Below are 22,320 nucleotides of genomic sequence, written 5' to 3'. Positions count from 1 at the left end.
TGCGGGGGGGGGGTTTGGGGCCGGGGTGTTCGGGGGGTGTGGTAGGGGGCGAGGTGTACCGCGGGGGCCCCTCCGGCGCCCCCCCCCTGCCGGGCGGCGCGATAGGCGTCGGCGGCGTAGATCGCCAGAGCCAGCCAGATCAGCCCGAACAGCACCATCCGGTGCGGCTCCAGCCGCTCGCCGTAGACGAGGGTGCTGAGGAGGAGGAGGCAGGAGGGTGCGAGGTACTGCATCAGCCCGAGCGTCGCCAGGGTGAGCCGCTCGGCGGCCGCCGCGAACCAGATCAGCGGCAGGGCCGTGGTGACTCCGGTGAGCAGGATCAGGCCGGCCCGCACGGGGTCGCCCTGGATCACCGGCGGCGCGAAGGCCGCGAGGTAGAGCAGCGCCACCGGCAGGAGCACCAGCGTCTCGGCGGCGAAGCCCACCATGGCGTCGACGCCCACGACCTTGCGGGCGAGCCCGTAGAGCGAGAAGCTGCCGGCCAGCGCGAGCGAGACCCAGGGCAGGCTGCCCGCCAGGGCGACGGCCAGGAGCACGGCGCCGGCGGCCAGCGCCACCGCCGCGGCCTGGACCGGACGCAGGCGCTCGCCCAGCACCAGGGCGCCCAGGCCGACGCTCATCAGCGGGTTGATGAAGTAGCCGAGACTGGCGTCGAGCATGTGCCCGGACTGCACGGCCCGGAGGTAGAGCAGCCAGTTCACGCCGATCAGGCCGGCCGACAGGACGAGGAGCCCGTGGCGGCGCACCAGGGGGAAGGGGGTCCGGATGCGGCGGCGCAGGGCCACGAGCAGGCCGGCGACGAGCAGGCTCGACCAGACGATGCGGTGGGCCAGGATGCTGGGGGCCGGCACGGCGTCGAGCAGGCGGAAATGCACCGGGACCACGAGGCCCCAGCTGAGATAGGCGCCGAGCGCGTAGATCAGACCCAAAGGCCGCCTCCCCTTGCCGCCGGCCCTTTGCCGGCGGCCTCGCCGCGGCCCGCGGGGGGACCGGGCGCGGCTTATAGCAGGCGTTCAGGGACGCGCCCCGTGCGGGATGGCGCATGGCGGGGGCGCTCGGGGCGCCCGGCGGGCTCAGCGCGTGCGCGCGAGGGTGACGGCGGGGTCGCCGCGCATGAGGGCGTTCAGGCGCTCGGTGTCGAAGCCCTCGGCGGTTTTTTTCGCCGGCTTCGGGGCCGGCGCGGCGGCGACCTTGGCCACGGGCTTGGCCGGGGCCCGACCCGCCGTCTCGCGGGCAGGGGTTTCGCGAGTGGTGGAGGCCTTGGGCACGGGCGGACGGGTGACGGTCTGGCGGGCGACGGCGTCGCGCCCGAGGATGTCGCTGATCGAGGGGCCGGTCTCGGCCGGGAGCGCGCCCGTCACGGTGGGCTCGGGCGGGCGGAGCCGGGTGAGGGCGGCCACCGGCACGGCCGCCCGGGGCGCCGGATGGTCGAGCCGGTCGACGCAGGCGAAGGCGATGACCAGGGCGCTGCCGCCGAAGACGCTGCCGACGACGATGTTCCGCAGGATACGCAAGGGACGGGCTTCCCGGATACGCGAGTACCGGGATGGATTTAGCCCATCGGCGTTAACGAACCGGAGCGTCCGGTTTCGCGAACGGTCCTGCGCCGGCACAACTCCGCCGGGGCCGCGCCCGCAGCGCGGGGCCTCCCGTCCCTCAGAGAAGACGCGCGAGAAATTCCCGGGTGCGGGGATGCTCGGGCCGGTCGAAGAAGGCCTGCGGCGGCGCGACCTCGACGATCTGGCCCGCGTCCATGAACACCACCCGGTCGGCGACCCGCCGGGCGAAGCCCATCTCGTGGGTGACGCAGAGCAGGGTCATGCCGCGTCCCGCGAGATCCGTCAGGGCGTCGAGCACCTCCTGCACCATCTCGGGGTCGAGGGCCGAGGTCGGCTCGTCGAACAGCATCACCGCCGGGTCGAGGCAGAGGGCGCGGGCGATGGCCACCCGCTGCTGCTGCCCGCCGGAAAGCTGGCCGGGGTAGCGGTCCGCCAGATCCGCGACGGCGAGGCGTTCGAGTTCGTCCCGCGCCCGCGCCTCGGCGGCCCGGCGCCCGATGCCGCGCCCGTGGATCGGCGCCAGGGTGCAGTTCTCCAGCACGGTGAGGTGGGCAAACAGGTTGAAGTGCTGGAACACCATGCCGACGGTCCGCCGCACCGCCGGGATGCGGGCCGGGGTGAGGTCCTGGCCGGCGACCCGGATCGTGCCGCCCTGGTGGGCCTCGAGGCCGTTGACGCAGCGGATCAGGGTCGACTTGCCCGAGCCCGAGGGGCCGCAGATCACGATTCGCTCGGATTTCGCCACCGTGAGGGAGACCTCGCGCAGGACGTGGGCGGTGCCGAACCACTTGTTCACGCCGCGGAACTCGACGGCGGGGGTCTTGAGATCAGGGGTCGCGGGATCCGGGGTCGCGGGGCCGTCCGTCACGACCGGCCCCGCTCGCCGGCGGCCAGACGCCGCTCGATGAAGGCGGCGTAGCGCGCCATGGAAAAGCAGACCGCGAGGTAGAACAGGGCCGCGAAGGCGTAGGCCGTGGCGGGGATCGTCGGCGCCGACCAGCGCGGATCGGCACGCGCCGCCTCCAGCACCCGGATGAAGTCGGCCAGACCCACGATGGAGACGAGCGTCGTGTCCTTGAACAGGCCGATCAGAGTGTTGACGATGCCGGGCACCACCACCTTGAGGGCCTGGGGCAGGATCACGAGGCGCAGGGCCTGCCATCGGGTGAGGCCCAGCGCCAGGGCCGCCCGCCCCTGCCCCTCGGGGATCGCCTGCAGGCCGCCGCGCACCACCTCGGCCATGTAGGCGGAGGCGAACAGCGCGATGCCGACGAGCGGGCGCACCAGCCGGTCCACCGTGAGGTCCCCGGGCAGGAACAGCGGCAGCATCACGTTGGCCATGAACAGCACGGTGATCAGCGGCACCCCGCGCCAGAACTCGATGAAGCCGATGCAGGCGTATCGCAGCACCGGCAGTTCGGAGCGCCGCCCCAGGGCCAGCAGGATGCCCAGCGGCAGGGCGGCGACGATGCCGACGAGCGAGACCACCAGGGTCACCAGCATGCCGCCCCACAGGCTGGTGGCGACGGGGGCGAGGCCGAGGACGGAGGCGCCCGAGAGCAGCCAGACCGACAGGATCGGGCCCACCAGGAAGACGAAGACCGCCCCGAGGCCGCGCTTGGGCGCGTCGAGCCACAGCATCCAGACCGCGCTGAGCGCCACGAGGCCGAAGAACAGGTTCGGCCGCCAGCGCTCGGCCGCCGGGTAGGAGCCGTAGACGAGGTAGTTGATCTTGTCGCCGATGAAGGCCCAGCAGGCGCCCACCGGGTGCCCGGCGGTCGCCGGCCGGCAGGCCTCGCCCGACGTCCCGCTCCAGACCGCGTCGGTGACGAGGAAGCGGATCGCCGGCGGCAGCAGGAGCGCCAGCCCGGCCAGGACCACCAGGGTGGCGAGCGTGTTGCCGGGGCCCGAGAACAGGTTGTCCCGCAGCCAGCCGACGGGGCCGCCGGTCCGGCGCGGCGGCGGGGCCGGGGGCAGCAGGGTCTCGCGGACGATGGTCATGGACAGACCGGACTCATGGGGACCCCGGATTCATCGCATCCCCGGGGCCGCGCGGCGGTTGTAGGCGTTCATCAGCGCGGCGAGGCCGAGGCTCAGGGTCAGGTAGACCGCCATGGTGATCGCCACGACCTCCACGGCCTGGTTGGTCTGGTTGAGCACCGTGCCCATGAAGACGTGGACGAGGTCGGGATAGCCGATCAGCACCGCCAGGGACGAGTTCTTCGTGATGTTGAGGTACTGGCTGGTGAGCGGCGGCACGATCACCCGCATCGCCTGGGGAATCGTGACGAGCGCCAAGGTCTTGGCCCGGCTCAGGCCCAGGGCGGCGGCCGCCTCCCCCTGGCCCCGGGCCACGCTGTTGAGGCCGGCGCGCACGATCTCGGCGATGAAGGCCGCCGTGTAGGTGGAGAGCCCGAGGAGCAGCGCGGCGAATTCCGGCAGGATTCCGAGCCCGCCCTCGGGTCCGTAGGGACCGGGCGCCGGCCAGGCGACCGGCACGGGGTGCCCGGCGCGGGCGAGACCGATCCAGGCGAGCGCCGGCAGGCCGAGCACCAGGGCGAGGGCCGGCCCCACGACCGGGCCAGGCGCGGCCCCGGCCTCGACGCGGCGGGCCCTGCGGCGCGCCCAGGCGCCCGACAGGACGATCCCCGCCAGGACGGCTGCGGGCACGAGCCAGGCGACACCGGAAAATTCCGGGCGGGGCAGGACCAGCCCGCGCTGGCTGAGATAGGCCCCGCCCCAGGCCGCCGGACGCTGCGCCTCGGGCAGCGCCACCCGCACGGCCACGTACCAGACCAGGAGCTGGAGCAGCAGCGGCAGGTTGCGCAGGGTCTCGACATAGGTGGCCGCCAGGGTCCGGACGAGCCAGTTCGGCGACAACCGGGCGATGCCCACGGCGAATCCGATCAGCGTGGCCAGCCCGATGGCGAGGCCCGAGACCAGCAGGGTGTTGAGGAGCCCGACGCGGAACGCGTCGAGATAGGTCGCGGTCGCGGCGGCGTAGGGGATCAGCCGCTGGCTGATGTCGAACCCCGCCGAGCGTCCGAGGAAGCCGAAGCCGGCGGTGATGCCCTGGCGCGCGAGTTTTTCGGACGCGTTGGTGGCGGCGACATACGCGAGCGCGGCGAGCGCGAGCGCGACGAGGGCCTGGAGCGCGAGGGCGCGCGGGGATCGAGGCACGCGCCGACCTCCCCGCGCACCCCTCCCCCCGCTGCGGGGGCGGGTCCGCCCGGACGCGCGGTCCATCCCGTCCCCCCTCACCGGATCGGCGGCCCGTAGTGCAGGCCCCCGTTCGTCCAGAGCGCGTTCAGCCCGCGCGGGATCTTCAGGGGCGTCCCGTCGCCGAGGTTGCGGGCGAAGACGTCGCCGTAATTGCCGACGTGGCGGACGATCCGGTAGGCCCAGTCGCCGGTCAGCCCGAGGCCCTGGCCGTACTTGCCCTCCAGCCCGAGGATGCGCTTGACGTCCGGGCTCAGGGTCTCGCCCCGGAGCCGGTCCACGTTCTCCTGCGTGATGCCCGCCTCCTCCGCGTCGAGCATGGCGTAGTGGGTCCAGGCGACGAGGTCGCGCCAGGCATCGTCGCCCTGGCGCACGCCGGGCGCGAAGGGCTCCTTGGAGATCGCCTCGTCGAGGATCACGTGCGCCTCCGGGTGGGCGGTCTTCAGGCGCTCGCCGAAGAGGGAGGACTTGTCCGTGGAGTAGGCGTCGCAGCGGCCGGATTCGTAGGCGCCCAGGGTCTGCTCGCTGTTGGCGAAGGTGACCACCTGGTAGGTCAGCCCGCGGGTGCGGAACCAGTCGGCGGTGTTGAGCTCCGTGGTGGTGCCCTGCTGCAGGCAGATCGTGGCCCGGTCGAGCTGCTTCACCGCCGTGACGTTCAGGGATTTGCGCACGAGAAACCCCTGCCCGTCGAAAAAGGTGATCACCGGGAAGTTCATCGCGGCGGTGTCGCGCGACAGGGTCCAGGTGGTGTTGCGGGCGAGCACGTCGATCTCGCCCGATTGCAGGGCGGTGAAGCGCGCGGCCGAGGATTGCGGGATGAAGCGCACCGCGTCGGGATCGTCGAAGATCGCCGCGGCGAGCGCCCGGCAGAAATCCACGTCGAGCCCGTGCCAGCGCCCCTGCCCGTCCGGCATGCTGAAGCCCGCCACCCCGCCGCTGACCCCGCAGACGAGGTGCCCGCGCGCCTTGACCTGGGCGAGGGTGTCGCCTTGCGCGAGCGCCGGAGACGCGGCGAGCAGGGCGGCGAGGAGCGGGATCGACAGGGATCGCATGCGCGCATTGCAGGGCATCGGCGGCCGGGGTCAAGCCAGGGGCCGGGCGTCGGGCCCAAGACCAGGGGGCCCCAAGACCAAAGGATCGGGCCGCGTGGCTTGTCCGGCCGGCACCCGCCGGATATCCTTCGCCCATGTCCGTCGAAGTCTTCTATCTCCTGCGAAAGGACGAGCCTGGGGTCGATCTCCGGGAACTCGATGACGTCGTGCTGCTGGCCGACGCGCGGACGGATGACGGAACCCTGATCCAGGCCGGCACGGAGGGAACCGTGGTGGCCATCTGGCAGGACGGATCAGCCTACGAGGTCGAGTTCGCCGAGCCCGAAGGCGCCCTCGCGACGGTTCGGGCCACCGGAATCAAGCGGATCGGGCGCCGGGCGGCTTGAGCGGGCCGGCGGCCTCTCCGACGCGGTTCACGATCCGCAACAACAAGCTCGTCGACTACCTGTTGGACCTCTCCCATCCACGGGGCGGCTCGAAGGCACGCTTCTTCCTGGCCTTCGGCTTCAGCCGGGACAGACCGATGGAACTTGCCGACGCCCTGGCCGACCACGTCCTCAGGACGGAGGGACGCCCGCAGAATCTGGCGGAGAACGGCCCGACCAAGCTCGTCTTCGAAGGGCGGCTTCGCGCGCCGAACGGCCGGGAGCCCTGGGTGCGCTCGGTCTGGCAAGTCGAGGCCGATGGCGTCGCCAGGCTCGTGACGGTCGTTCCCCTGAGGCGCGCGGACGAGGAGGCCTGATCCGGCTGCCCGGCTTGACGCCGGCGCGCGGGCCGGGCTTCGGTCGCCGCACGCTCACCCCTCGCCCACCGGTGCCGATGTCGAACACCCCTCCCCGCGACCCCGCCCGCTTCGGGGCGAGCACCCGCCTCGTCCATGCGGGGCGCGATCCCTCCGCCCAGCACGGCTTCGTCAACACGCCGATCTATCGCGGCTCGACGGTGCTGTTCCCGACCTACGACGACCTCCAGCACCGGCGCGGGCGCTACGATTACGGCACCTCCGGCACGCCGACGACGGATTCGCTGACCCAGGCCTGGAGCGAGCTCGCGGGCGCGGCCGGCACCGTGCTGACGCCGTCGGGCCTCGCCGCCCTGACCGTGGCCCTGATGGCGGTGGTCTCGGCCGGCGACCACCTGCTGGTCAGCGATTCCGCCTACCGCCCCACCCGCATCTTCTGCGACGGCGTCCTGAAGCGCTTCGGGGTCGCGGTCGAGTACTACGATCCCCTGATCGGCGCCGGCATCGGCGCCCGGATGCGCGACACCACCAAGGCCGTGCTGGTGGAGGCCCCGGGCTCGCAGAGCTTCGAGATGCAGGACGTGCCGGCCATCGCCGAGATCGTGCACGCCCGGGGCGCCGCCGTCATCATGGACAACACCTGGGCGACACCGCTGCTGTTCCCGCCCCATGCGCGCGGCGTCGACATCGCGGTGGAGGCCGGGACCAAGTACCTCTCCGGCGGCTCGGACCTGCTCCTCGGCCTGACCTCGGCCAACGCGCAATACTGGCCGGCCCTGCACCGGACCTTCGAGCACTTCGCCATGTGTCCCGGCCCGGAGGACGTGTTCCTGGCCCTGCGGGGCCTGCGCACCATGGCCCTGCGCCTGCGCGAGCACGGGGCCCAGGGGCTCGCCATGGCGCGGTGGCTCCAGGCCCGGCCGGAGGTGGCCCGCGTGCTCCATCCAGGCCTCCCCGACGATCCCGGCCACGCCATCTGGACGCGCGACTTCTCCGGCGCCTCGGGTCTGTTCGGCGTCATCCTGAAGCCCGCCCCGGAGCGGGCCGTGGCGGCGATGCTCGACGGGCTCGAGCTCTTCGGAATGGGCTTCTCCTGGGGCGGCTTCGAGAGCCTCGTCATCCCGTTCGACTGCAGGACCTACCGCACCGCCACCCGGTGGGCCCCCGAGGGCCCGGCCCTGCGCTTCCACATCGGCCTGGAGGATGTTGCGGATCTGCAGGCGGATCTCGACGCGGGGTTTTCGCGGTTGCGCGCGGCGCTGTGAGCGGGCGCCGGCACGACGAAGCCGCAACGGATTTCTCCGGTCCGGCGCCGGCGGCCCCACCGCCGCCACCGAAAAACATTGACAATATTCCTATTGTGTGGTTCAGTCCGGGCACTCGCCTCCCACGCGGGAGGCCCCCCGGCGGACCGGGCCGGGGGGCTCGGGGGGAGGAGACGGCGCCCCGCGTCGATGGCCCGGTTTCGCCATCGCCCCGGGCCGCATCGGCGACGCAAGGCGTCTCGGACGGGAAGGCCGCACGGCTGCAAGGCCGCACGGCTGCACCCGGTCCCCTGAGGCGCACCGAGAGAGCGGACGGCCCGCCCACTACGAGGCGGGCTCGGGGCCACGCGCCCTGATCAGACGGCCGCCGGACCGCGCCGCCCGCCAGGGCGGCGGATCCGGAGGGGGGCTGCCACAAGCCGGGTCGCCGGTGCCGAGAAGACGTCGTGACGAAACGGATCGGCCCCGCGAGGGGCCGGGCCGAGGGACGCCGGGGGACCGGCATACCTGTTTCCAAAACGTGGTCTCGCGGCGTCCCGCGTCTCCCGTTTCGCCGGGCGTTCGTTCCGCCCGGTCTCCTTGGGCCATCCCCCGCGCCGGCCCCGGCGGCGGGGCCGCGTCCCCGTGGCCGGGCCCGCTCAACGCCCGGCGGCTCGGCGGCGGCGCGCCCTCAGGGCGCCAGCCAGACCCCGCGCCAGCCGTCGGCCCGCGCCCAGGCGGCCCGGCGGTGGCCGCGCCGGTCGAGGTAGAGGAATTCGAGGCGGGCGAGCGTGACCACCACGGCGCAGAAGTTCGGCCGCCCGAGGGTCAGGGCCGTCTCGGGATCCGGCAGGGTGTAGGCATCGCCCGCGGGCAGGCGCGCGCCGGGGGCGGGGTCGGCGCCGTAGCAGACCCGGCTCATGGCCATCGACCCGGCCCAGGCCGCGTCGGCGAGCGCGTCGTCGCCGTGGAGCGTCGCGGGGCCCGACGCCCGGATCTGGATCTTGGCGGCGGAATCGTAGCCGTGCAGGGCCGCATGCCCGGAGGCCGCGATCTCGGAGGCCTTGTCCGAGCGGCGGTCGCAGTGGAAGCGCAAGGCGCCGGCCACCGGGTCGGCGTGCCGCAGCACCACGGTGCGCACCTGCGGGTGCCCCTGCGCGTCGACGGTGGCCAGCGCCGGCATGTGGAAGGCGTTGCGGCGGAAGCGCGGCCCCTCGACCAGCAGGCGCCAGACCTCGGCGAGGGCCGCGTCCAGGTCGTCGTGGAAGGGCGGCAGCGGGTCCATGGTCAGGGCGCCGCCCGGGCGGCGCGGCGCTCGCGCAGGATCAGGGCGACGTTGCGCAGGTAGATGAAGGTCGACAGCGCCTGCCCGAAGATGATCACCGGCTCGCGCCGCACGAGGCCGTAGACCAGGGTCATCAGGCCGCCCGCGATGGAGAGGAACCAGAAGGCGAGCGGCATCACGCTCTTGCCCGCCCGCTCGGAGGCGAGCCACTGCACCACGAAGCGGGCGCCGAACACCGCCTGGGCCAGGATGCCGAAGACCAGCCAGGCATCGAAGCGGGTGACGAAGACGTCGTAGACGTAGCCGCGCACGTCTTCGGCGAGCTGGATCAGCATGGCTCAGGCTCCCGTCACGTCCGTGACCCGCGGCGTCACGCGCTTGCGCCGGATCAGCCACCACACCCCGGCCAGGTCGAGGAGCCCGACCCAGAGGCGGTCGAACAGGCCGTATTTCGAGGTGCCGGTGAAGCGGGGCCGGTCGACCACGTCCCGGTGGACCACGCCGAAGCCCTCGCGGGCGACCAGCGCCGGCATGAAGCGGTGCTGCCCGTCGAAGAACGGGAGCGTCCCGTAGACGTCCCGGCGCACGAGCTTATAGCCGCAGCCGGTGTCGCGGGTGGCGTCCTTCAGGATGCGCACCCGGACCCCGTTGGCGATGCGCGACTGGAGGCTCTTCAGCCGCCCGTCCTTGCGCCCGACGCGCTGGCCCTGGGCGAGGCCGACCCGCGCGCCGCCCGCCTCGATGGCCTCGAGCAGGGGGGCCAGGAAGGCCGGGTCGTTCTGGCCGTCGCCGTCCATCAGGGCGCAGACCGGCGCCCGCGCCACCGCGATGCCGCTGCGGATGCCGGCCGCCTTGCCGGCGGTGCGGTCGTGGGCGAGCACCCGCAGCCAGGGCCGTCCGCTCTGGGCCGCCCGCAGGGCCTCGGCGGTGCCGTCGGTGGAGCCGTCATCGACGTAGATCACCTCGAAGGGCGCCAGGGGCGCGCAGGCGGTCTCGAGTTCGGCGACGAGGCTCGCGATGTTGCCGGCCTCGTCCTTCACCGGGATGATCACGGAGAGGCGCATGGAGGTTCGATCCGAGGGAGGTCAGGGCGTCGCCGCGTAGGCCGAGAGGTCGACCCGGCGTCCGCCGTTGATGTTGAAGCCCGAGACGGTGCCGACCCGGTTGGGCGCCAGCCCGGCGGCCTTGACGGCGGCGTCGAACTCGCTCGCGAACCGGCCCTCGACGTAGACGAGGCGGCAGGCGTCCCCCTTGAGCGAACCGTCGCCCTTCAGGAAGTCCGCGGCCTCCGTGCCGGTGCCGAGCATGGCGAGGTCGGTGCCGATCAGGAAGACGAAGCTCGGCTCGCGGTAGCCGAGGCTGGCGACGCGGGGATGCGGGCAGGGCAAGGCATCGCGGATCGCCGCGAGGCGGGGCGAGACCTTAAGGGCGGCCATCACCGGCTGGGTCAGGCCGAACACGGCCGGCGAGAGCAGCATCGACGCCAGGACGCCGAGGCCGAGGGCGCGCTCGGGCAGGCCGCGGGCGAAGGCGCGCCAGGCCAGGGCGGCGACGGCGCTGGCGCCGAGCAGCAGGGGCAGCCCGGCCCAGGGCAGGGTCCGGTCGTAGGCGAAGGCGAAGGCCGAGAGGCCGAGGGTGAGGCCGACGGGGATCAGCACCACGAGCCCGGCGGTGAGGCGCGCGCCCCGGCGCTCGGGGTGCAGGGCGCCCGCGGCCAGCGCCCGCACGGTGAGGATGGCGATGGCCGGCATCAGCGGCAGCACGTAGTGGGGCAGCTTGGTCGGCACGATCTCGAACAGGATCCAGGTCGGCACGATCCAGGCGAGGAGGAAGGCGATGGCGGGCTCGCGCCGGTAGCCCCAGGCGAAGGGGGCGCTGAGCGCCGCGAAGGCGGCACCCGGCCAGAAGGTGCCGAAGAACGCCACCAGGTAGGCGCCGGGCGGGGCGAAGTGCTTCTCCGAGCCGCCCTGGACCTTGCTCAGCATGTCGTGGCCCACCGCCTCCCCGTAGAAGGCGCCGCCGCTCTTCCAGGTGATGGCCGCGAACCAGGGCGCCACGATCAGCAGGGTCAGCGGCAGGCCGAGGCCGGGCCGCAGGGCGCCGAGCCAGCGGCCGGAGCGCCACCGCAGCGAGAGGATCAGGGCCGGCAGGCCGCAGAACAGCGGCACCATCGGGCCCTTGATCAGGATGCCGAGGGCGAGGCCGAGCCAGAAGGTCAGCACCGTGGCGGTGTCGAGGGGGCCCTCGACGCGATGCCCCTCCGCGCGGTCGCGCCGGAGCCAGGCCCGGGCGAGGCCGCCGAAGGTCGCCACGGCGCAGGCGCAGAGCAGCGCGTCGGTCTTGGCCAGGCGCGCCTCGGCCGAGAGCACGACGCAGGCCCCGAACAGGGCGGCGGCGAGGACGGCGCCCCGCCGGGGCAGGAAGACCAGGGCCGACCAGTAGGTGAGGAGCACCGCCCCGATGGCGCCCAGCAGGGACGGGATGCGGTAGAGGCCGATGGTGGTGCGGGCGTTCGGCACGCCGAGCGCCTCGGCGGCGCCGACCACGGCGGCCTGGGCCCAGTAGATGCCCACGGGCTTCTTGTGCCGGGCCTCGGCCTGGAAGCGGATGTCGACGAGATCGCCGGTCTCCAGCATCTGCTTGGAGGCCTGGGCGAAGCGCGGCTCGTCCCGGTCCATGGGCTGGAGCGAGACGATCCCGGGCAGGAAGCAGACGAGGCAGAGGGCCACCAGGAGGGCGCAGGCCCGGGCATGGCTCCGGGCCGCGGCGGACAGGAGGCTGTCCGGGAACGCGAAGGCGTCCCCACGGGCCGGGCGGGGCACGGTGGCGCGGTCGGTCATGCGGGCGGATGGGCCGTCAGGGGGGACATACGCGGCTCCGGACCGGCACCCGACCCGGGAATCCGGTCGCTGATTCCGGTCGATGCCGCGAGGCCGGCGGTGTCGATGATGCGGCCGGGAATGTCAAATCTCCGGTTCCGCGGGGTCGCCGGCCGCCGCGCCCGGCCCCCCCGCCCCGGCCGCGCGGAACCGCTGGCGGCAGACGCCAGGCGCCACCGCCCCGTGGCGGAGGAAGCTGCGCCGCAGGGTTTCCTCGGAGCCGAAGCCGCAGCGCGCGGCGATGCGCTTCACCGGCAGCGCGGTCTCGGCCAGGAGCCGCCGGGCCGCCTCGACCCGCTGGCGCTCCAGGGCGCGGGCGGGGGTCAGCCCCGTGGCCGCCCGGTAGTGGCGGGCGAAGCCGCGCGGGCTCATGCCGGCCATCTCGGCCAGGCGCGGCACGGTGAGGTCCTCGGCGAGATGATCGGCGATCCAGGCCTGGAGGGCCTCGAAGCGGGCGCCGCCCGCCCCGGGCGACAGGACCTGCTGCGACAGGACGGTGCTGAACTGGGCCTGGCCGCCCGGGCGCTTGAGGAAGACGACGAGGTGGCGGGCGACCGCCAGCGCCGCGGCCCGGCCGAGATCGGCCTCCACCAGGGCCAGCGCCAGGTCGATGCCCGCCGTCACCCCGGCGGAGGTCCAGACCGCGCCGTCCCGGATGAAGATCGGATCCGGCTCGACCCGGGCCTCCGGATGGCGCCGCGCGAGCGCGTCGCAGCGGGTCCAGTGGGTCACGGCCCGGCGCCCGTCGAGGAGGCCGGCCGCCCCGAGCAGGAAGGCGCCGGTACAGACGGAGGCCACCCGCCGGGCGCGGGGTGCCCGGGCGGCGACCCAGGCGGGCAGCCCGTCCGCGATCGCCCCGTCGACGCCGCGCCCGCCGGCGACCACGAGGGTGTCCACGGGGGCCTCCGCCGCCGGCAGCGGCTCCGTCGCGAGGCCGAGCCCGGCGGAGCTCCGGACCACGCCGCCGCCCGCCGCCGCCACCCGCAGGGCATAGGGCGCCGGGGCCTCGCCCGCGAGATCGTTCGCCGTGGCGAACACTTGAAGCGGCCCCGACACGTCGAGGAGCTGCACCCCCGGGAAGGCGAGGATCTCGATGCGGCGGGGTTCGTGGCGCAAGGGTTCGTGGCGCAAGACTTCGTGGCGCAAGGGTTCGTCCGCGGTGCGATCTGGCAGGAAACGAGGCCTCTTGGTCATGTCGGCCGGAGCCTGCGGGGTTAGGGTCGTCCTGTCCAGACAGCCGGAGACAGTCCCGATGCCCCTCACGATCGGCCTTCTCGCCTTCCCCGACGTCCAGCAGCTCGACCTGACCGCGCCCTACGAGGTCTTCGTCGGGATTCCGGAGGCGCGGGTCCACCTCGTGGCCGCCGACCGGGCGCCGGTGACGAGTTCCACCGGCCTCGTGCTCGCCCCGACGCTGGCCATGGCCGACTGCCCGCAGCTCGACGTGCTCTGCGTGCCCGGCGGCCTCGGGGTGAACCGGCTGATGCGGGATGCGGCGGTCCTGGCCTTCCTGCGCGACCAGGCGGGGGGCGCCCGCTACGTCACCTCCGTCTGCACCGGGGCCCTGGTGCTCGGGGCGGCCGGACTCCTGCGGGGCCGGCGCGCCACCACCCACTGGGCCAGCCTCGACCTCCTGGCGGCCTTCGGGGCGATCCCGGTCGCCGAGCGGGTGGTGCGCGACGGCCCCCTCCTCACGGGGGGCGGCGTCACCGCCGGGATCGACTTCGCCCTGACCCTGGCGGCCGAGCTCGCCGGGCGTCCGGCGGCGGAGGCGATCCAGCTCGGCCTCGAATACGCGCCCGCCCCGCCCTTCGCCGCCGGCACGCCCGCCGGCGCCGACCCCGCCGTGCTGGCGGCGGTGCGGGGGCGCCTCGCCGCCGGCCGGGCCGAGCGGGAGCGCATCGTGGGCGCGATCACCGGGGCGACCGACATCGTCCCCTGGGGGCCGGCCGGGCCGTGAGGCGGGCCCGCCGGTCCTTTGCGCGTTCTTAAACGTATTCTGCGCGCCTAGCGGGCGGCACCGGCGGATCTAGAGTGCGCAAGACCTTGCCGGCCCTCGAGCGCGGGAGTGGACCATGACGACGGGCATCGCCACCGGCGCGGGCGCGACGCGGCGGGCGGACCTCCCCGATGCCCTGCGCATCGGGGCGATGGGCGCGATCCTGCTCTTCATCCTGATCGGGGCCGATCCCTTCCTCGACGGGACGGCGGCGGAGAACGCCGCCTCGCGGGCCGGCGGCAACCTCGTCAACCAGGGGCTGTTCCTGGTCATGGCGGGCATCGCGGCGGCGGCGCTGGCCTGGCGCGGGCGGGAGGCCCTGCGCCCCCTGGCCACCCTGCCGATCCTGGCGATGCTGGCCTGGATCGGCGTGTCCACCGCCCTCTCGATCGAACCCGCGGTCTCGGCGCGGCGCCTCGTCTCCCTCGTCATCATGTTCGGCGGGGTGGTGAGCGTGCTGGTGCTCGCCCGCGACGCGCGCCAGTTCGCCCAGGTCCTCGGCGGCACCGTCCTCCTCGTGCTGGCGACCTGCTACCTCGGCCTCGTGCTGGTGCCCGAGCGCGCCATGCACACCGCCCTCGACCTGATCGAGCCCGAGCACGCGGGCAGCTGGCGCGGCGTCTTCGCCCACAAGAACGGCGCCGGCGCGGCCATGAGCCTGTTCATCATCGTCGGGCTGTTCTGGGCCGGGATGGGCCAGCGCCTCCTGGGCTACGCGGTCGTGGGGCTGGCGGGGGTGTTCCTCGTCTTCACCAACGCCAAGACCTCCCTGGTCATGACCCCGGCGGTGCTCGGCCTGACCTGGGCCTGCACCCTCTCGGCCTCGGGCACCTGGCGCCGCCTGATCCTCCTCGGCCCCCTGGCGCTGCTGCTCCTGCTCACCGTGGGCTCGGTCCTGTCGCCCAGCCTCGGCGCCCTGGTGGCGGGCCTGGCCGCCGACCCGACCTATACCGGCCGCACCGAGATCTGGCGCTTCGCCCTCGACAACATCGCCAAGAAGCCGCTCACCGGCTTCGGCTACGGCGCCTTCTGGGAAAGCGTGTTCTACGGCGGCGGCGGCGAGGCCACGACCTGGGTCAACCGCGCCACCGACGCCCATGACGGCTACCTCAACACCGCCCTGGAAAGCGGCCTGCCGGGCCTCGCCCTCACGGTGTGGTGGATGGTGCTGGCCCCCCTCTCCGACCTCCAGGCCCAAAGCCGGTCCGGGGCCGGCCCCGCCCTCGACCCCCTGCGGCTGCTCTTCCTGCGGATCTGGCTGTTCGGCCTGATGGTGGGCGTCTTCGAATCGGTGTTCTACCAGGCCACCAACGCGCTGTTCTTCCTCGTCGCCCTCTCGGTCTTCGGCCTGCGCTTCGGCGTCGCCGGGCGGGTGGTCGCGGAGGCCCCGCGATGAGCGCCCATCCCCCTGTGGCGCCGCTGCCGGCGCTCACCGCCCTGCGCTTCGTGGCCGCCGCCTACGTGGTGGCGTTCCACTACGCGACCTTCTTCTTCGCGGAGGCGGCGATCCCCGGGGCGGTGCGCCTCGGCTATTCCGGGGTGACCTTCTTCTTCCTGCTCTCGGGCTTCATCCTGGCCTACACCTACCGGGACGTGGACCTGACCGACCGCGCCGCCCGCGCGCGCTTCGCCTGGGCCCGGGTGGCGCGGGTCTACCCGGTCTACCTGGCCTGCCTCGTCCTCGCCCTGCCCTGGTTCGTCGCCTGGGTGGCGAAGTCCCCCCCGCCCCTGCAGGGGCTGATGGCCGCGAGCGCGGTGCTGGCGCCGCTGGGCCTGCACGCCTGGGTGCCGGGGGCCGCCTGCGCCCTCGACTGCCCGAGCTGGTCGATCTCGGTGGAGGTGGTCTTCTACGCCCTGTTTCCCCTCCTGCTGCCCCTGGCGCGCGGGGCGCCCGGCCGCACCGCGCGGCTGACCCTCGCCGCGTGGATCGTCCTGACCGCCGGGTCCGCCCTCGCCTTCGCGCGCTACGCCCCCGGCATCTCGCTCATCGATCCGGAGACGGGGGGCGCCGGCCCGGTGCTGCTGGCCCAGGCCATCAAGTACAACCCCCTGCTGCGCCTGCCGGAATTCGTGGCCGGGCTCCTCCTCTACGGGGCCTGGACCCGGTGGCGCCTGCCCACGCCCGCCCTCCTCGCCCTGGCGGCCCTGGCGGGCCTCGCGCTGGTGGCGGGGGCGCCCCACCTGCCCGCGGTGCTGCTGCACAACGGCCTGACGGCCCTGGCCTGGGCGCCCCTGATCCTGGCCGGCGCCCAGCTCCGCAGCGGCCCCCTGGTGAGGCCCGGCTTCGTCTTCCTCGGCCGGATCTCCTTCGCCCTCTACCTCATCCACGTCCCGGCCTACGCCCTGGTCAACAGCCTCGACCGGATCGCCCTCGGGGGCCGCCTCGCCGCCGCGCCCTGGCTCGGGGCGGGGCTCGCCGCCGCCCTGGCCCTCGCCCTCAGCGTCCTCCTGCACCGGGGCCTCGAGGAGCCGATGCGCCGGCGCATCCTCCGCCGGGCCGCGCGCCCGCCGGCCGCCGGACCCGTCGCCGCGGGCTGAAACGCACCCTGTCAGGGAGCGTTCAGCCGTCGCCCGGCAGGATCAGCGTCGTCCGGCCTCCGGGAGGCCGGACGGTCGAGAACGACAAAGGTCACACCAGCAGAAGGTCATGGTTTCATGTCCGTGAAATCGCTGTTTCGCACGAAATCGCTGTTTCGCACGATGCTCGCCCGCACGGCGCTGGCCGCGTCGCTCGGCGTCGCGGGTGCCGTCGGCTTCGGCGCCGCCGCCGAGGCGGCGCCCCTCGCCCCGGCCCCCGCCAGCGTCCCGGCGGGGGCCGCCGCCGAAACCGTCGCCTATGGCTGCGGTCCCGGCTTCATCCCGAACCGGTTCGGCTATTGCCGGCCGATGTACCGCCCCTACGGCGACTATCGCCCGCGGCCGTTCTACGGCCCCCGTCCCTTCTACGGACCGCGCTACGGCGACTACCGCCCGCGCCCGCCCTTCGGGCCCTACTTCTAGGATCGGGCCTCTCCGGGAGGGATCGGGCGGCCGCGCACCGCCCGGTCCCTTCGCTTCGGCGCCCGGCTGTGGCACGGGGAGGGGAAGCGACCGTCTCCGCCCCCGCAACCGGGAGTCCCATGCGCGCCATCCCCCTGCTCGCCCTGCTGGCGAGCGTCCTCCCGGGTCCCGCCGCGGCCCAGACGGTGCTGCCCACGGTCGACGCGGCCAACACCCGCTATTCGGATCTCGACCGGATCACCGCCGCCAATGTCGGCCGGCTCCGGGTGGCCTGGACCTACTCCACCGGGATCCTGCGCGGCCACGAGGGTGCGCCCCTGGTGGTCGACGGGGTGATGTACGTCCACACCCCCTTCCCCAACACCGTCACGGCCCTCGATCTCGACCACGACGGCCGCATCCTCTGGCGCTACGAACCGAAGCAGGACCCGGCCGTGATGGCCCTCCTATGCTGCGACACGGTCCACCGGGGCCTCGCCTACGCGGACGGCGCGCTCTTCCTGCAGCAGGCCGACACCACCCTGGTCTCCCTCGACGCGAAGACCGGACGGGTGAACTGGTCGGTCCGCAACGGCGACCCGGCCCGGGGCGAGACCAACACCGCCGCCGTGCTGCCGGTGAAGGGCAAGGTTTTGGTGGGCCTCTCGGGCGGCGAGTTCGGGGTCCAGTGCCACGTCACCGCCTACGACGCGAAGACCGGCGGCCGGCTCTGGCGCGCCACCGCCACGGGCACCGACGAACAGATGCGGGTCGACCCCGCGCGCACGACGTCGCTCGGCAAGCCCATCGGCCGGGATTCCTCCCTGAAGACCTGGGAGGGCGACCAGTGGAAGACCGGCGGCGGCTGCGCCTGGGGCTGGTTCGCCTACGACGCAGCCCTCGACCTCGTCTATTACGGCACCGGCAATCCCTCGACCTGGAACCCGGCGCAGCGCCCCGGCGACAACCGCTGGGCGGCATCGATCGTGGCCCGCGACCCCGACACCGGCATCGCCCGCTGGCTCTACCAGATGACGCCCCACGACCAGTGGGACTACGACGGCGTGAACGAGATGATCCTGACCGATGCGGCGGTCGGCGGCGTCCCCCGCCCGCTCCTCACCCATTTCGACCGCAACGGCTTCGGCTACACCCTGGACCGCGCCACCGGCGAACTCCTGGTGGCGCAGAAGTTCGACCGCTCCGTGAACTGGGCGACCCATGTGGACCTCGACCGGGCCTCGCCGGGCTACGGGCGCCCGGTGCTCGACCCACGCCATGCGCCGGAATCCTCGGGCGAGGACGAGACCACCACGGGCATCTGCCCCGGCGCCATCGGGGCCAAGAACCAGCAGCCGGCGGCCTACTCGCCCCGGACCCGGCTGTTCTACGTGCCGACCAACCACATCTGCATGGATTACGAGCCGTTCCGGGTCTCCTACACCCCCGGCCTGCCCTATGTCGGCGCCACCGTGAGCCTGCACCCGGCACCCGACGATCCCCGCACCGGAACCCTGACCGCCTGGGACGGGGTCGCGGGGGCGATCCGCTGGACGATTCCCGAGCCGTTCTCGGTCTGGTCCGGCGTGCTCGCCACCGCCGGGGACGTGGTGTTCTACGGGACCCTCGAGGGCTATCTCAAAGCCGTCGACGCGCGGGACGGCCACGAGCTCTACCGCTTCAAGACGCCCTCGGGCATCGTCGGCAACGTCACCACCTACCTGCACGAGGGCCGGCAATACGTCGCCGTGCTCTCCGGCGTCGGCGGCTGGGCCGGGATCGGCCTCGCGGCCGGCCTCACCGACCCGAACGACGGCGCCGGCGCGGTCGGCGGCTACGCCGCGCTGGCGCGCTACACCGCCCTCGGCGGCCAGCTCACCGTGTTCGCCCTGCCCGAATGATCCTCTGCTGTGGCGCGTAATCGCATGGGCGGAGCGTCGCGCCGGAAGCCCGCTCGCAGCCCCCCGATCCCGGGGCCGCGCAGCGGAACCGGGGATCAGGGGGCCGGATGTCAACGTCGCCGCCTCGGGACGGAACGCTTCCGGCGCGCCGGACCGGCGGCGCGGGTCAGCCCAGCTCGTCATCCTCCTCGGACGGGGCGTAGACCGCCTCGCCGAGGCGCTTCAGCGGGCCGCCCGGTCCCGAGCGCTTCCACAGGCGGGTGTTGAGGGCCGCCACGGGATCGTGGCCGGGAAGCGCGAAGCCGAGGGCGGTGAGGCCCTGCCAGATCTCGCCGGCATGGAGGGGCCGGCCGGCCTCGTGCAGCAGGTTCACGGCCGCCGCGACGAGCGCGCGCCCGTGCCGGCGCGCCGCCACGAGATCCTCGCCGGCGCGCGCGGGCTCGGCCTGTCCGGGACCCGAGATCTGCCCTGGCACGACGCCGTGTCCTGAGACGAAATCCCGTCCTGGCACGAAGACCGGCTCCGGAAGCGAGGCCGGCTCCGCCGCGGGCGGGCGGGCGGGCGCGTCCCAGGCGCCGGGCGGGAGAGTCTCCGCCTCGGCGGCCGGCGCCGGACCGATCGGCCGCAGGCGGCGGCCGAGCTCGAGGTAGAGCTGGTGGTCGGCGATGGCCCGGTCGAGCTGGTCGCGGCGACGCCGCAAATCCCGCAGGGCCGCTTCCGCCTCGGCTTCGGACAGGAACATCGAATCCTCTTGGAATATTCCACGGGCGACGAAGCGACCCAGAATTCCAAACCTTATTCCTTATCTGCGCTTGGGGAACAACCCGTGTCCCTTCAGTTATTCCATTCCATTAAGGGAATGTGTGGCTCAGCCCGACGCGGCGGCCTTGCGCGGCAGCTTGGCCCCGCGCGGCGGGATCAGCAGGGCGCTCGGGTCGGCGGGCTGGAGCAGCATGCCGCCGTCGTCGAGGCGGATCGGCAGTTTCGGGAAGACCTCCTGCAGGTGGGCGAGATCCGCCTTGAAAGCCTGCCGGAAGCTGCGGATGCTGGCGTTGTCGGCGCCGAACTGCTTGTGCAGGTTGTCCCAGGTAAGGCGCAGGGGCCGTTGCAGGGCGCGCAGGCGGTATCCGACCCAGAACAGCAGGTCGAGCTTGCGCGCCGAGCCCGAGAAGGCCCGGGCCGCCCGGATGTCCACCGGCAGGGCGTGCTGGATCAGGTTGTCGTAGAAATCCTGGTGGAACTGGACGCTCTTCTGCCAGACCACCCCGTCGGCCCCCTGGGGCAGCCACAGGTCGAGCTGGCGGAAGGGCGGCACGTTGAGGGTGCTGGCGCTGCCCGCCCCGTCCCAGAGACCGATCTGCAGGGTGCAGGCGGCGAGCCGCGCGAGCTGCTCCTTAAACTGCCGGATGGTGCCGCGCTCGCCGCCGGTGACGGCGAATCCCATCTCCTTCATGAAGCCCGACAGGCTGTCGGCCACCGCGATCGTCGGGCTGCGCTGGCGCACCGCCTCGGTGCAGAGGTGCAGCAGCACGAGGCGGGCCTTGGGACCGTAGGGCAGGCCCTGGAACTCCATCTCGCCGGTGGCGGGGTTCTTCAGCCGTCCGGCCAGCAGGCTGAGGGAATTCCGCCCGTATTCGCGGAAGAATTCGCGCGCGTCGCCGGGGTCGCGATAGGGCAGGCCGCAGAGGGCCAGCACCGAGTGGATGTGCTGCAGGTTCTCCGGGCCCGTGGGCTCGGTCTCGATGACTTCGCGGATGGCGTCCCGGCGTCGCTGGTCGCGGCCCATGGCCTGGCGCCGGCCGGCCACGGCGCCGCGGGCGGCGGCCTCCGCGTCCCGGGCCCGCTGCCGATGCAGGATGGTCTCCGCGATGGTGGCGAACAGGAAGCTGCCCCGGGCCGCCTCCACCTCGGCGAGGAGGTCGGCGTCGCGGATGCCCGCCAATGTGTCCTCGATCCCCACGCGCCCCCGCCCCATGCTCCCGGCGGCGCCCCTCGGGCAGCCCGAGAAGACCCGCCCGGGGATCGACATCCCCGGACCCCGCCGCGGGGCGACCATGCCCGATTCCCCGCCGCGGAGTCTCGCCGGCCCAGGCCGAAGACCGGCGTCATCCCGGCTATCCACCGGCCGGGACGGGGAAAACCGACGCCGGTGGACGGGCCGGATCCGGCCGGCGCGCGCCGACGCAGAGTTCGATACGGGGCCGGATTCGGCACAATCCCCAGAGTTCACCGCTGCGACCGCCGATCCACGCCGAACCCAATACGCAGGCACGCAGAATCCCATGCGCCGGCCGGGTTCGGACACGCAGAGTTCGATGCTGACCCGCGCAGAGTTCGATACGGACTTGCGCAGAGTTCGATGCGCGAACACCCGCCAAACCCCTGCAGCGGAACGGCTTTCGACGCCCCCATATAACTCTCAGAAATGACTCTCTGAGAATCCCTTACTGATACCTTTCCTAAGGGCGCGGGAACCGTTCGGAAGAACGAACACCCCCCCGGCCAAGGCTTTTTCATGGGAATTTTCCAGAGGAAGCCACCGCTTCTCCCGCCTCCATCCCCAGCCTCACGGGTTGGCCCGCGATCCGCTAAGGGAAGCGGATCGAGGCATGACGCGGAGGCGATGGAGTGAGGATCGAGGATCTGCTGGCGCTGATGGCGCAGCTGCGCGACCCGGAGACCGGCTGCGCCTGGGACGTGGCGCAGGATTTCTCCAGCATCGCCCCCTACACGGTGGAGGAGGCCTACGAGGTCGCCGACGCCATCGCGCGCGGCGACACCGACGACCTGCGCGACGAGCTCGGCGACCTGCTGCTCCAGGTGGTGTTCCACGCGCGCATCGCCGAGGAGGCCGGGCTGTTCGCGTTCCCGGACGTGGTCCGGGCGGTGATGGAGAAGATGGTCCGGCGCCACCCGCACGTCTTCGCGCCGGACGGAACCCTGCTGCCGACGGGCTCGCCCCGGCGCGATCCCGCGGCGGTGGCGCGGCAATGGGAGGCGATCAAGGCGGAGGAACGCCGGGCCAAGCCGCCGCGGGAGACCGGCCCGCTCGCCGGCATTCCGCTGCCCCTCCCCGCCCTGACCCGCGCCCACAAGCTCTCCGCCAAGGCCGCGACCTACGGCTTCGACTGGACCGATCCAGCCCAGGTGGTGATGAAGGTGCGCGAGGAGATCGACGAGGTCGCGGACGCCATGGCCCACGGCACCCGGGCGGCGGTGGCGGAGGAACTCGGCGACCTCCTGTTCTCGGTGGCCAACCTCGCCCGCCACCTTGGGATCGATCCGGAATATTCCTTACAAGAAGGGAATATGAAGTTCGAGCGCCGCTTCACCGCCATGGCGGCGACCCTCGTCGCGGAGGGGCGCGACCTAGCCGACAGCGATCTCGACGCGATGGAGGCGGCCTGGGCGGCGGTCAAGGTCGCGGAGAAGGGCTGACGCCGTGGACTCCGCCGAAGGGC

22 protein-coding genes are annotated in these 22,320 nt (G+C 73.4%); 9 read left to right on the top strand and 13 right to left on the bottom strand.

What is annotated here, in order from left to right; all coding sequences use genetic code 11:
• From rarD to AC6EUL_RS18570, 6 genes are all read right to left on the bottom strand, one after another.
• On the bottom strand, nucleotides 1–929 hold a 929-nt coding region (gene rarD / locus AC6EUL_RS18595), incomplete at its 3' end, for an EamA family transporter RarD (RefSeq protein WP_499871862.1).
• Between the two features lie 144 nt (nucleotides 930–1,073).
• The gene (locus tag AC6EUL_RS18590) at nucleotides 1,074–1,514 is read right to left on the bottom strand and encodes a hypothetical protein (RefSeq protein ID WP_056222033.1); all 441 of its coding nucleotides are present in this window, start codon (nucleotides 1,512–1,514) and stop codon (nucleotides 1,074–1,076) included.
• Nucleotides 1,515–1,656: 142 nt separating this feature from the next.
• The gene (locus AC6EUL_RS18585; protein ID WP_056274943.1) at nucleotides 1,657–2,427 is read right to left on the bottom strand and encodes an amino acid ABC transporter ATP-binding protein; all 771 of its coding nucleotides are present in this window, start codon (nucleotides 2,425–2,427) and stop codon (nucleotides 1,657–1,659) included.
• Nucleotides 2,424–3,560: an amino acid ABC transporter permease gene (locus AC6EUL_RS18580; RefSeq protein ID WP_056382929.1), complete on the bottom strand. Its 1,137-nt coding sequence runs from the start codon at nucleotides 3,558–3,560 to the stop codon at nucleotides 2,424–2,426. Before AC6EUL_RS18580 ends, AC6EUL_RS18585 begins: the two co-directional genes overlap by 4 nt.
• A gap of 30 nt (nucleotides 3,561–3,590) precedes the next feature.
• Nucleotides 3,591–4,739, bottom strand: a complete 1,149-nt coding sequence (locus AC6EUL_RS18575) for an amino acid ABC transporter permease (protein WP_056222023.1) — start codon at nucleotides 4,737–4,739, stop codon at nucleotides 3,591–3,593.
• Nucleotides 4,740–4,816: 77 nt separating this feature from the next.
• Nucleotides 4,817–5,830 carry an amino acid ABC transporter substrate-binding protein gene (locus tag AC6EUL_RS18570; RefSeq protein WP_056274947.1) on the bottom strand — a complete coding sequence of 338 codons (1,014 nt, stop codon included), beginning with the start codon at nucleotides 5,828–5,830 and terminating at the stop codon, nucleotides 4,817–4,819.
• Between the two features lie 134 nt (nucleotides 5,831–5,964).
• On the opposite strand from AC6EUL_RS18570, the gene AC6EUL_RS18565 reads away from it, so the two are divergent.
• The 3 genes from AC6EUL_RS18565 to metC all read left to right on the top strand — a co-directional run bounded on the left by AC6EUL_RS18565 (nucleotide 5,965) and on the right by metC (nucleotide 7,837).
• Nucleotides 5,965–6,216 (top strand): DUF4926 domain-containing protein, encoded by a 252-nt coding sequence (locus AC6EUL_RS18565; RefSeq protein WP_499871856.1) that lies wholly within the window; start codon nucleotides 5,965–5,967, stop codon nucleotides 6,214–6,216.
• A complete protein-coding gene (locus AC6EUL_RS18560) occupies nucleotides 6,213–6,572 on the top strand; it encodes a DUF6883 domain-containing protein (protein WP_499871854.1) in 360 nt (119 codons plus the stop codon). Before AC6EUL_RS18565 ends, AC6EUL_RS18560 begins: the two co-directional genes overlap by 4 nt.
• A gap of 77 nt (nucleotides 6,573–6,649) precedes the next feature.
• Nucleotides 6,650–7,837, top strand: a complete 1,188-nt coding sequence (gene metC, locus AC6EUL_RS18555; protein ID WP_499871852.1) for a cystathionine beta-lyase — start codon at nucleotides 6,650–6,652, stop codon at nucleotides 7,835–7,837.
• 670 nt (nucleotides 7,838–8,507) lie between these two features.
• Here metC and AC6EUL_RS18550 read toward each other — a convergent pair.
• The 5 genes from AC6EUL_RS18550 to AC6EUL_RS18530 form a co-directional block, all read right to left on the bottom strand.
• Nucleotides 8,508–9,101 carry a pyridoxamine 5'-phosphate oxidase family protein gene (locus AC6EUL_RS18550; protein WP_056274949.1) on the bottom strand — a complete coding sequence of 198 codons (594 nt, stop codon included), beginning with the start codon at nucleotides 9,099–9,101 and terminating at the stop codon, nucleotides 8,508–8,510.
• 2 nt (nucleotides 9,102–9,103) lie between these two features.
• Nucleotides 9,104–9,436: a lipid-A-disaccharide synthase N-terminal domain-containing protein gene (locus AC6EUL_RS18545; RefSeq protein ID WP_056222010.1), complete on the bottom strand. Its 333-nt coding sequence runs from the start codon at nucleotides 9,434–9,436 to the stop codon at nucleotides 9,104–9,106.
• Between the two features lie 3 nt (nucleotides 9,437–9,439).
• Complete coding sequence (locus AC6EUL_RS18540) at nucleotides 9,440–10,165, bottom strand: glycosyltransferase (protein WP_056222008.1); 726 nt, start codon at nucleotides 10,163–10,165, stop codon at nucleotides 9,440–9,442.
• A 21-nt stretch (nucleotides 10,166–10,186) separates the two neighbouring features.
• Nucleotides 10,187–11,941, bottom strand: a complete 1,755-nt coding sequence (locus tag AC6EUL_RS18535; RefSeq protein WP_499871849.1) for an ArnT family glycosyltransferase — start codon at nucleotides 11,939–11,941, stop codon at nucleotides 10,187–10,189.
• A gap of 123 nt (nucleotides 11,942–12,064) precedes the next feature.
• Nucleotides 12,065–13,174: a GlxA family transcriptional regulator gene (locus AC6EUL_RS18530; protein WP_499871846.1), complete on the bottom strand. Its 1,110-nt coding sequence runs from the start codon at nucleotides 13,172–13,174 to the stop codon at nucleotides 12,065–12,067.
• 58 nt (nucleotides 13,175–13,232) lie between these two features.
• On the opposite strand from AC6EUL_RS18530, the gene AC6EUL_RS18525 reads away from it, so the two are divergent.
• The 5 genes from AC6EUL_RS18525 (at nucleotide 13,233) to AC6EUL_RS18505 (ending at nucleotide 18,859) form a co-directional block, all read left to right on the top strand.
• The gene (locus AC6EUL_RS18525) at nucleotides 13,233–13,940 is read left to right on the top strand and encodes a DJ-1/PfpI family protein (protein WP_499871845.1); all 708 of its coding nucleotides are present in this window, start codon (nucleotides 13,233–13,235) and stop codon (nucleotides 13,938–13,940) included.
• A 115-nt stretch (nucleotides 13,941–14,055) separates the two neighbouring features.
• On the top strand, nucleotides 14,056–15,375 hold the full coding sequence (locus AC6EUL_RS18520) for an O-antigen ligase family protein (protein ID WP_499871844.1): 1,320 nt from the start codon (nucleotides 14,056–14,058) through the stop codon (nucleotides 15,373–15,375).
• Nucleotides 15,372–16,517, top strand: coding sequence for an acyltransferase family protein (locus AC6EUL_RS18515; RefSeq protein WP_056274961.1), 1,146 nt, complete (start codon nucleotides 15,372–15,374; stop codon nucleotides 16,515–16,517). The genes AC6EUL_RS18520 and AC6EUL_RS18515 overlap by 4 nt, the downstream gene beginning before the upstream one ends.
• Nucleotides 16,518–16,679: 162 nt before the next feature.
• Complete coding sequence (locus AC6EUL_RS18510) at nucleotides 16,680–16,979, top strand: GCG_CRPN prefix-to-repeats domain-containing protein (protein WP_499871871.1); 300 nt, start codon at nucleotides 16,680–16,682, stop codon at nucleotides 16,977–16,979.
• 119 nt (nucleotides 16,980–17,098) lie between these two features.
• On the top strand, nucleotides 17,099–18,859 hold the full coding sequence (locus AC6EUL_RS18505) for a methanol/ethanol family PQQ-dependent dehydrogenase (protein WP_056274963.1): 1,761 nt from the start codon (nucleotides 17,099–17,101) through the stop codon (nucleotides 18,857–18,859).
• A gap of 166 nt (nucleotides 18,860–19,025) precedes the next feature.
• On the opposite strand, the gene AC6EUL_RS18500 is transcribed toward AC6EUL_RS18505, so the two are convergent.
• Nucleotides 19,026–19,601 (bottom strand): hypothetical protein, encoded by a 576-nt coding sequence (locus tag AC6EUL_RS18500; RefSeq protein WP_499871841.1) that lies wholly within the window; start codon nucleotides 19,599–19,601, stop codon nucleotides 19,026–19,028.
• 126 nt (nucleotides 19,602–19,727) lie between these two features.
• Nucleotides 19,728–20,834: a replication protein RepA gene (locus tag AC6EUL_RS18495; protein ID WP_056274967.1), complete on the bottom strand. Its 1,107-nt coding sequence runs from the start codon at nucleotides 20,832–20,834 to the stop codon at nucleotides 19,728–19,730.
• Nucleotides 20,835–21,487: 653 nt separating this feature from the next.
• Here AC6EUL_RS18495 and mazG point away from each other — a divergent pair.
• Nucleotides 21,488–22,297 (top strand): nucleoside triphosphate pyrophosphohydrolase, encoded by an 810-nt coding sequence (gene mazG / locus AC6EUL_RS18490; protein WP_499871839.1) that lies wholly within the window; start codon nucleotides 21,488–21,490, stop codon nucleotides 22,295–22,297.
• The last annotated feature ends 23 nt before the right edge of the window (nucleotides 22,298–22,320 follow it).

This window comes from Methylobacterium sp. 001424705, from assembly GCF_059816145.1.
This window is presented reverse-complemented; position numbering and strand designations above follow the sequence as displayed.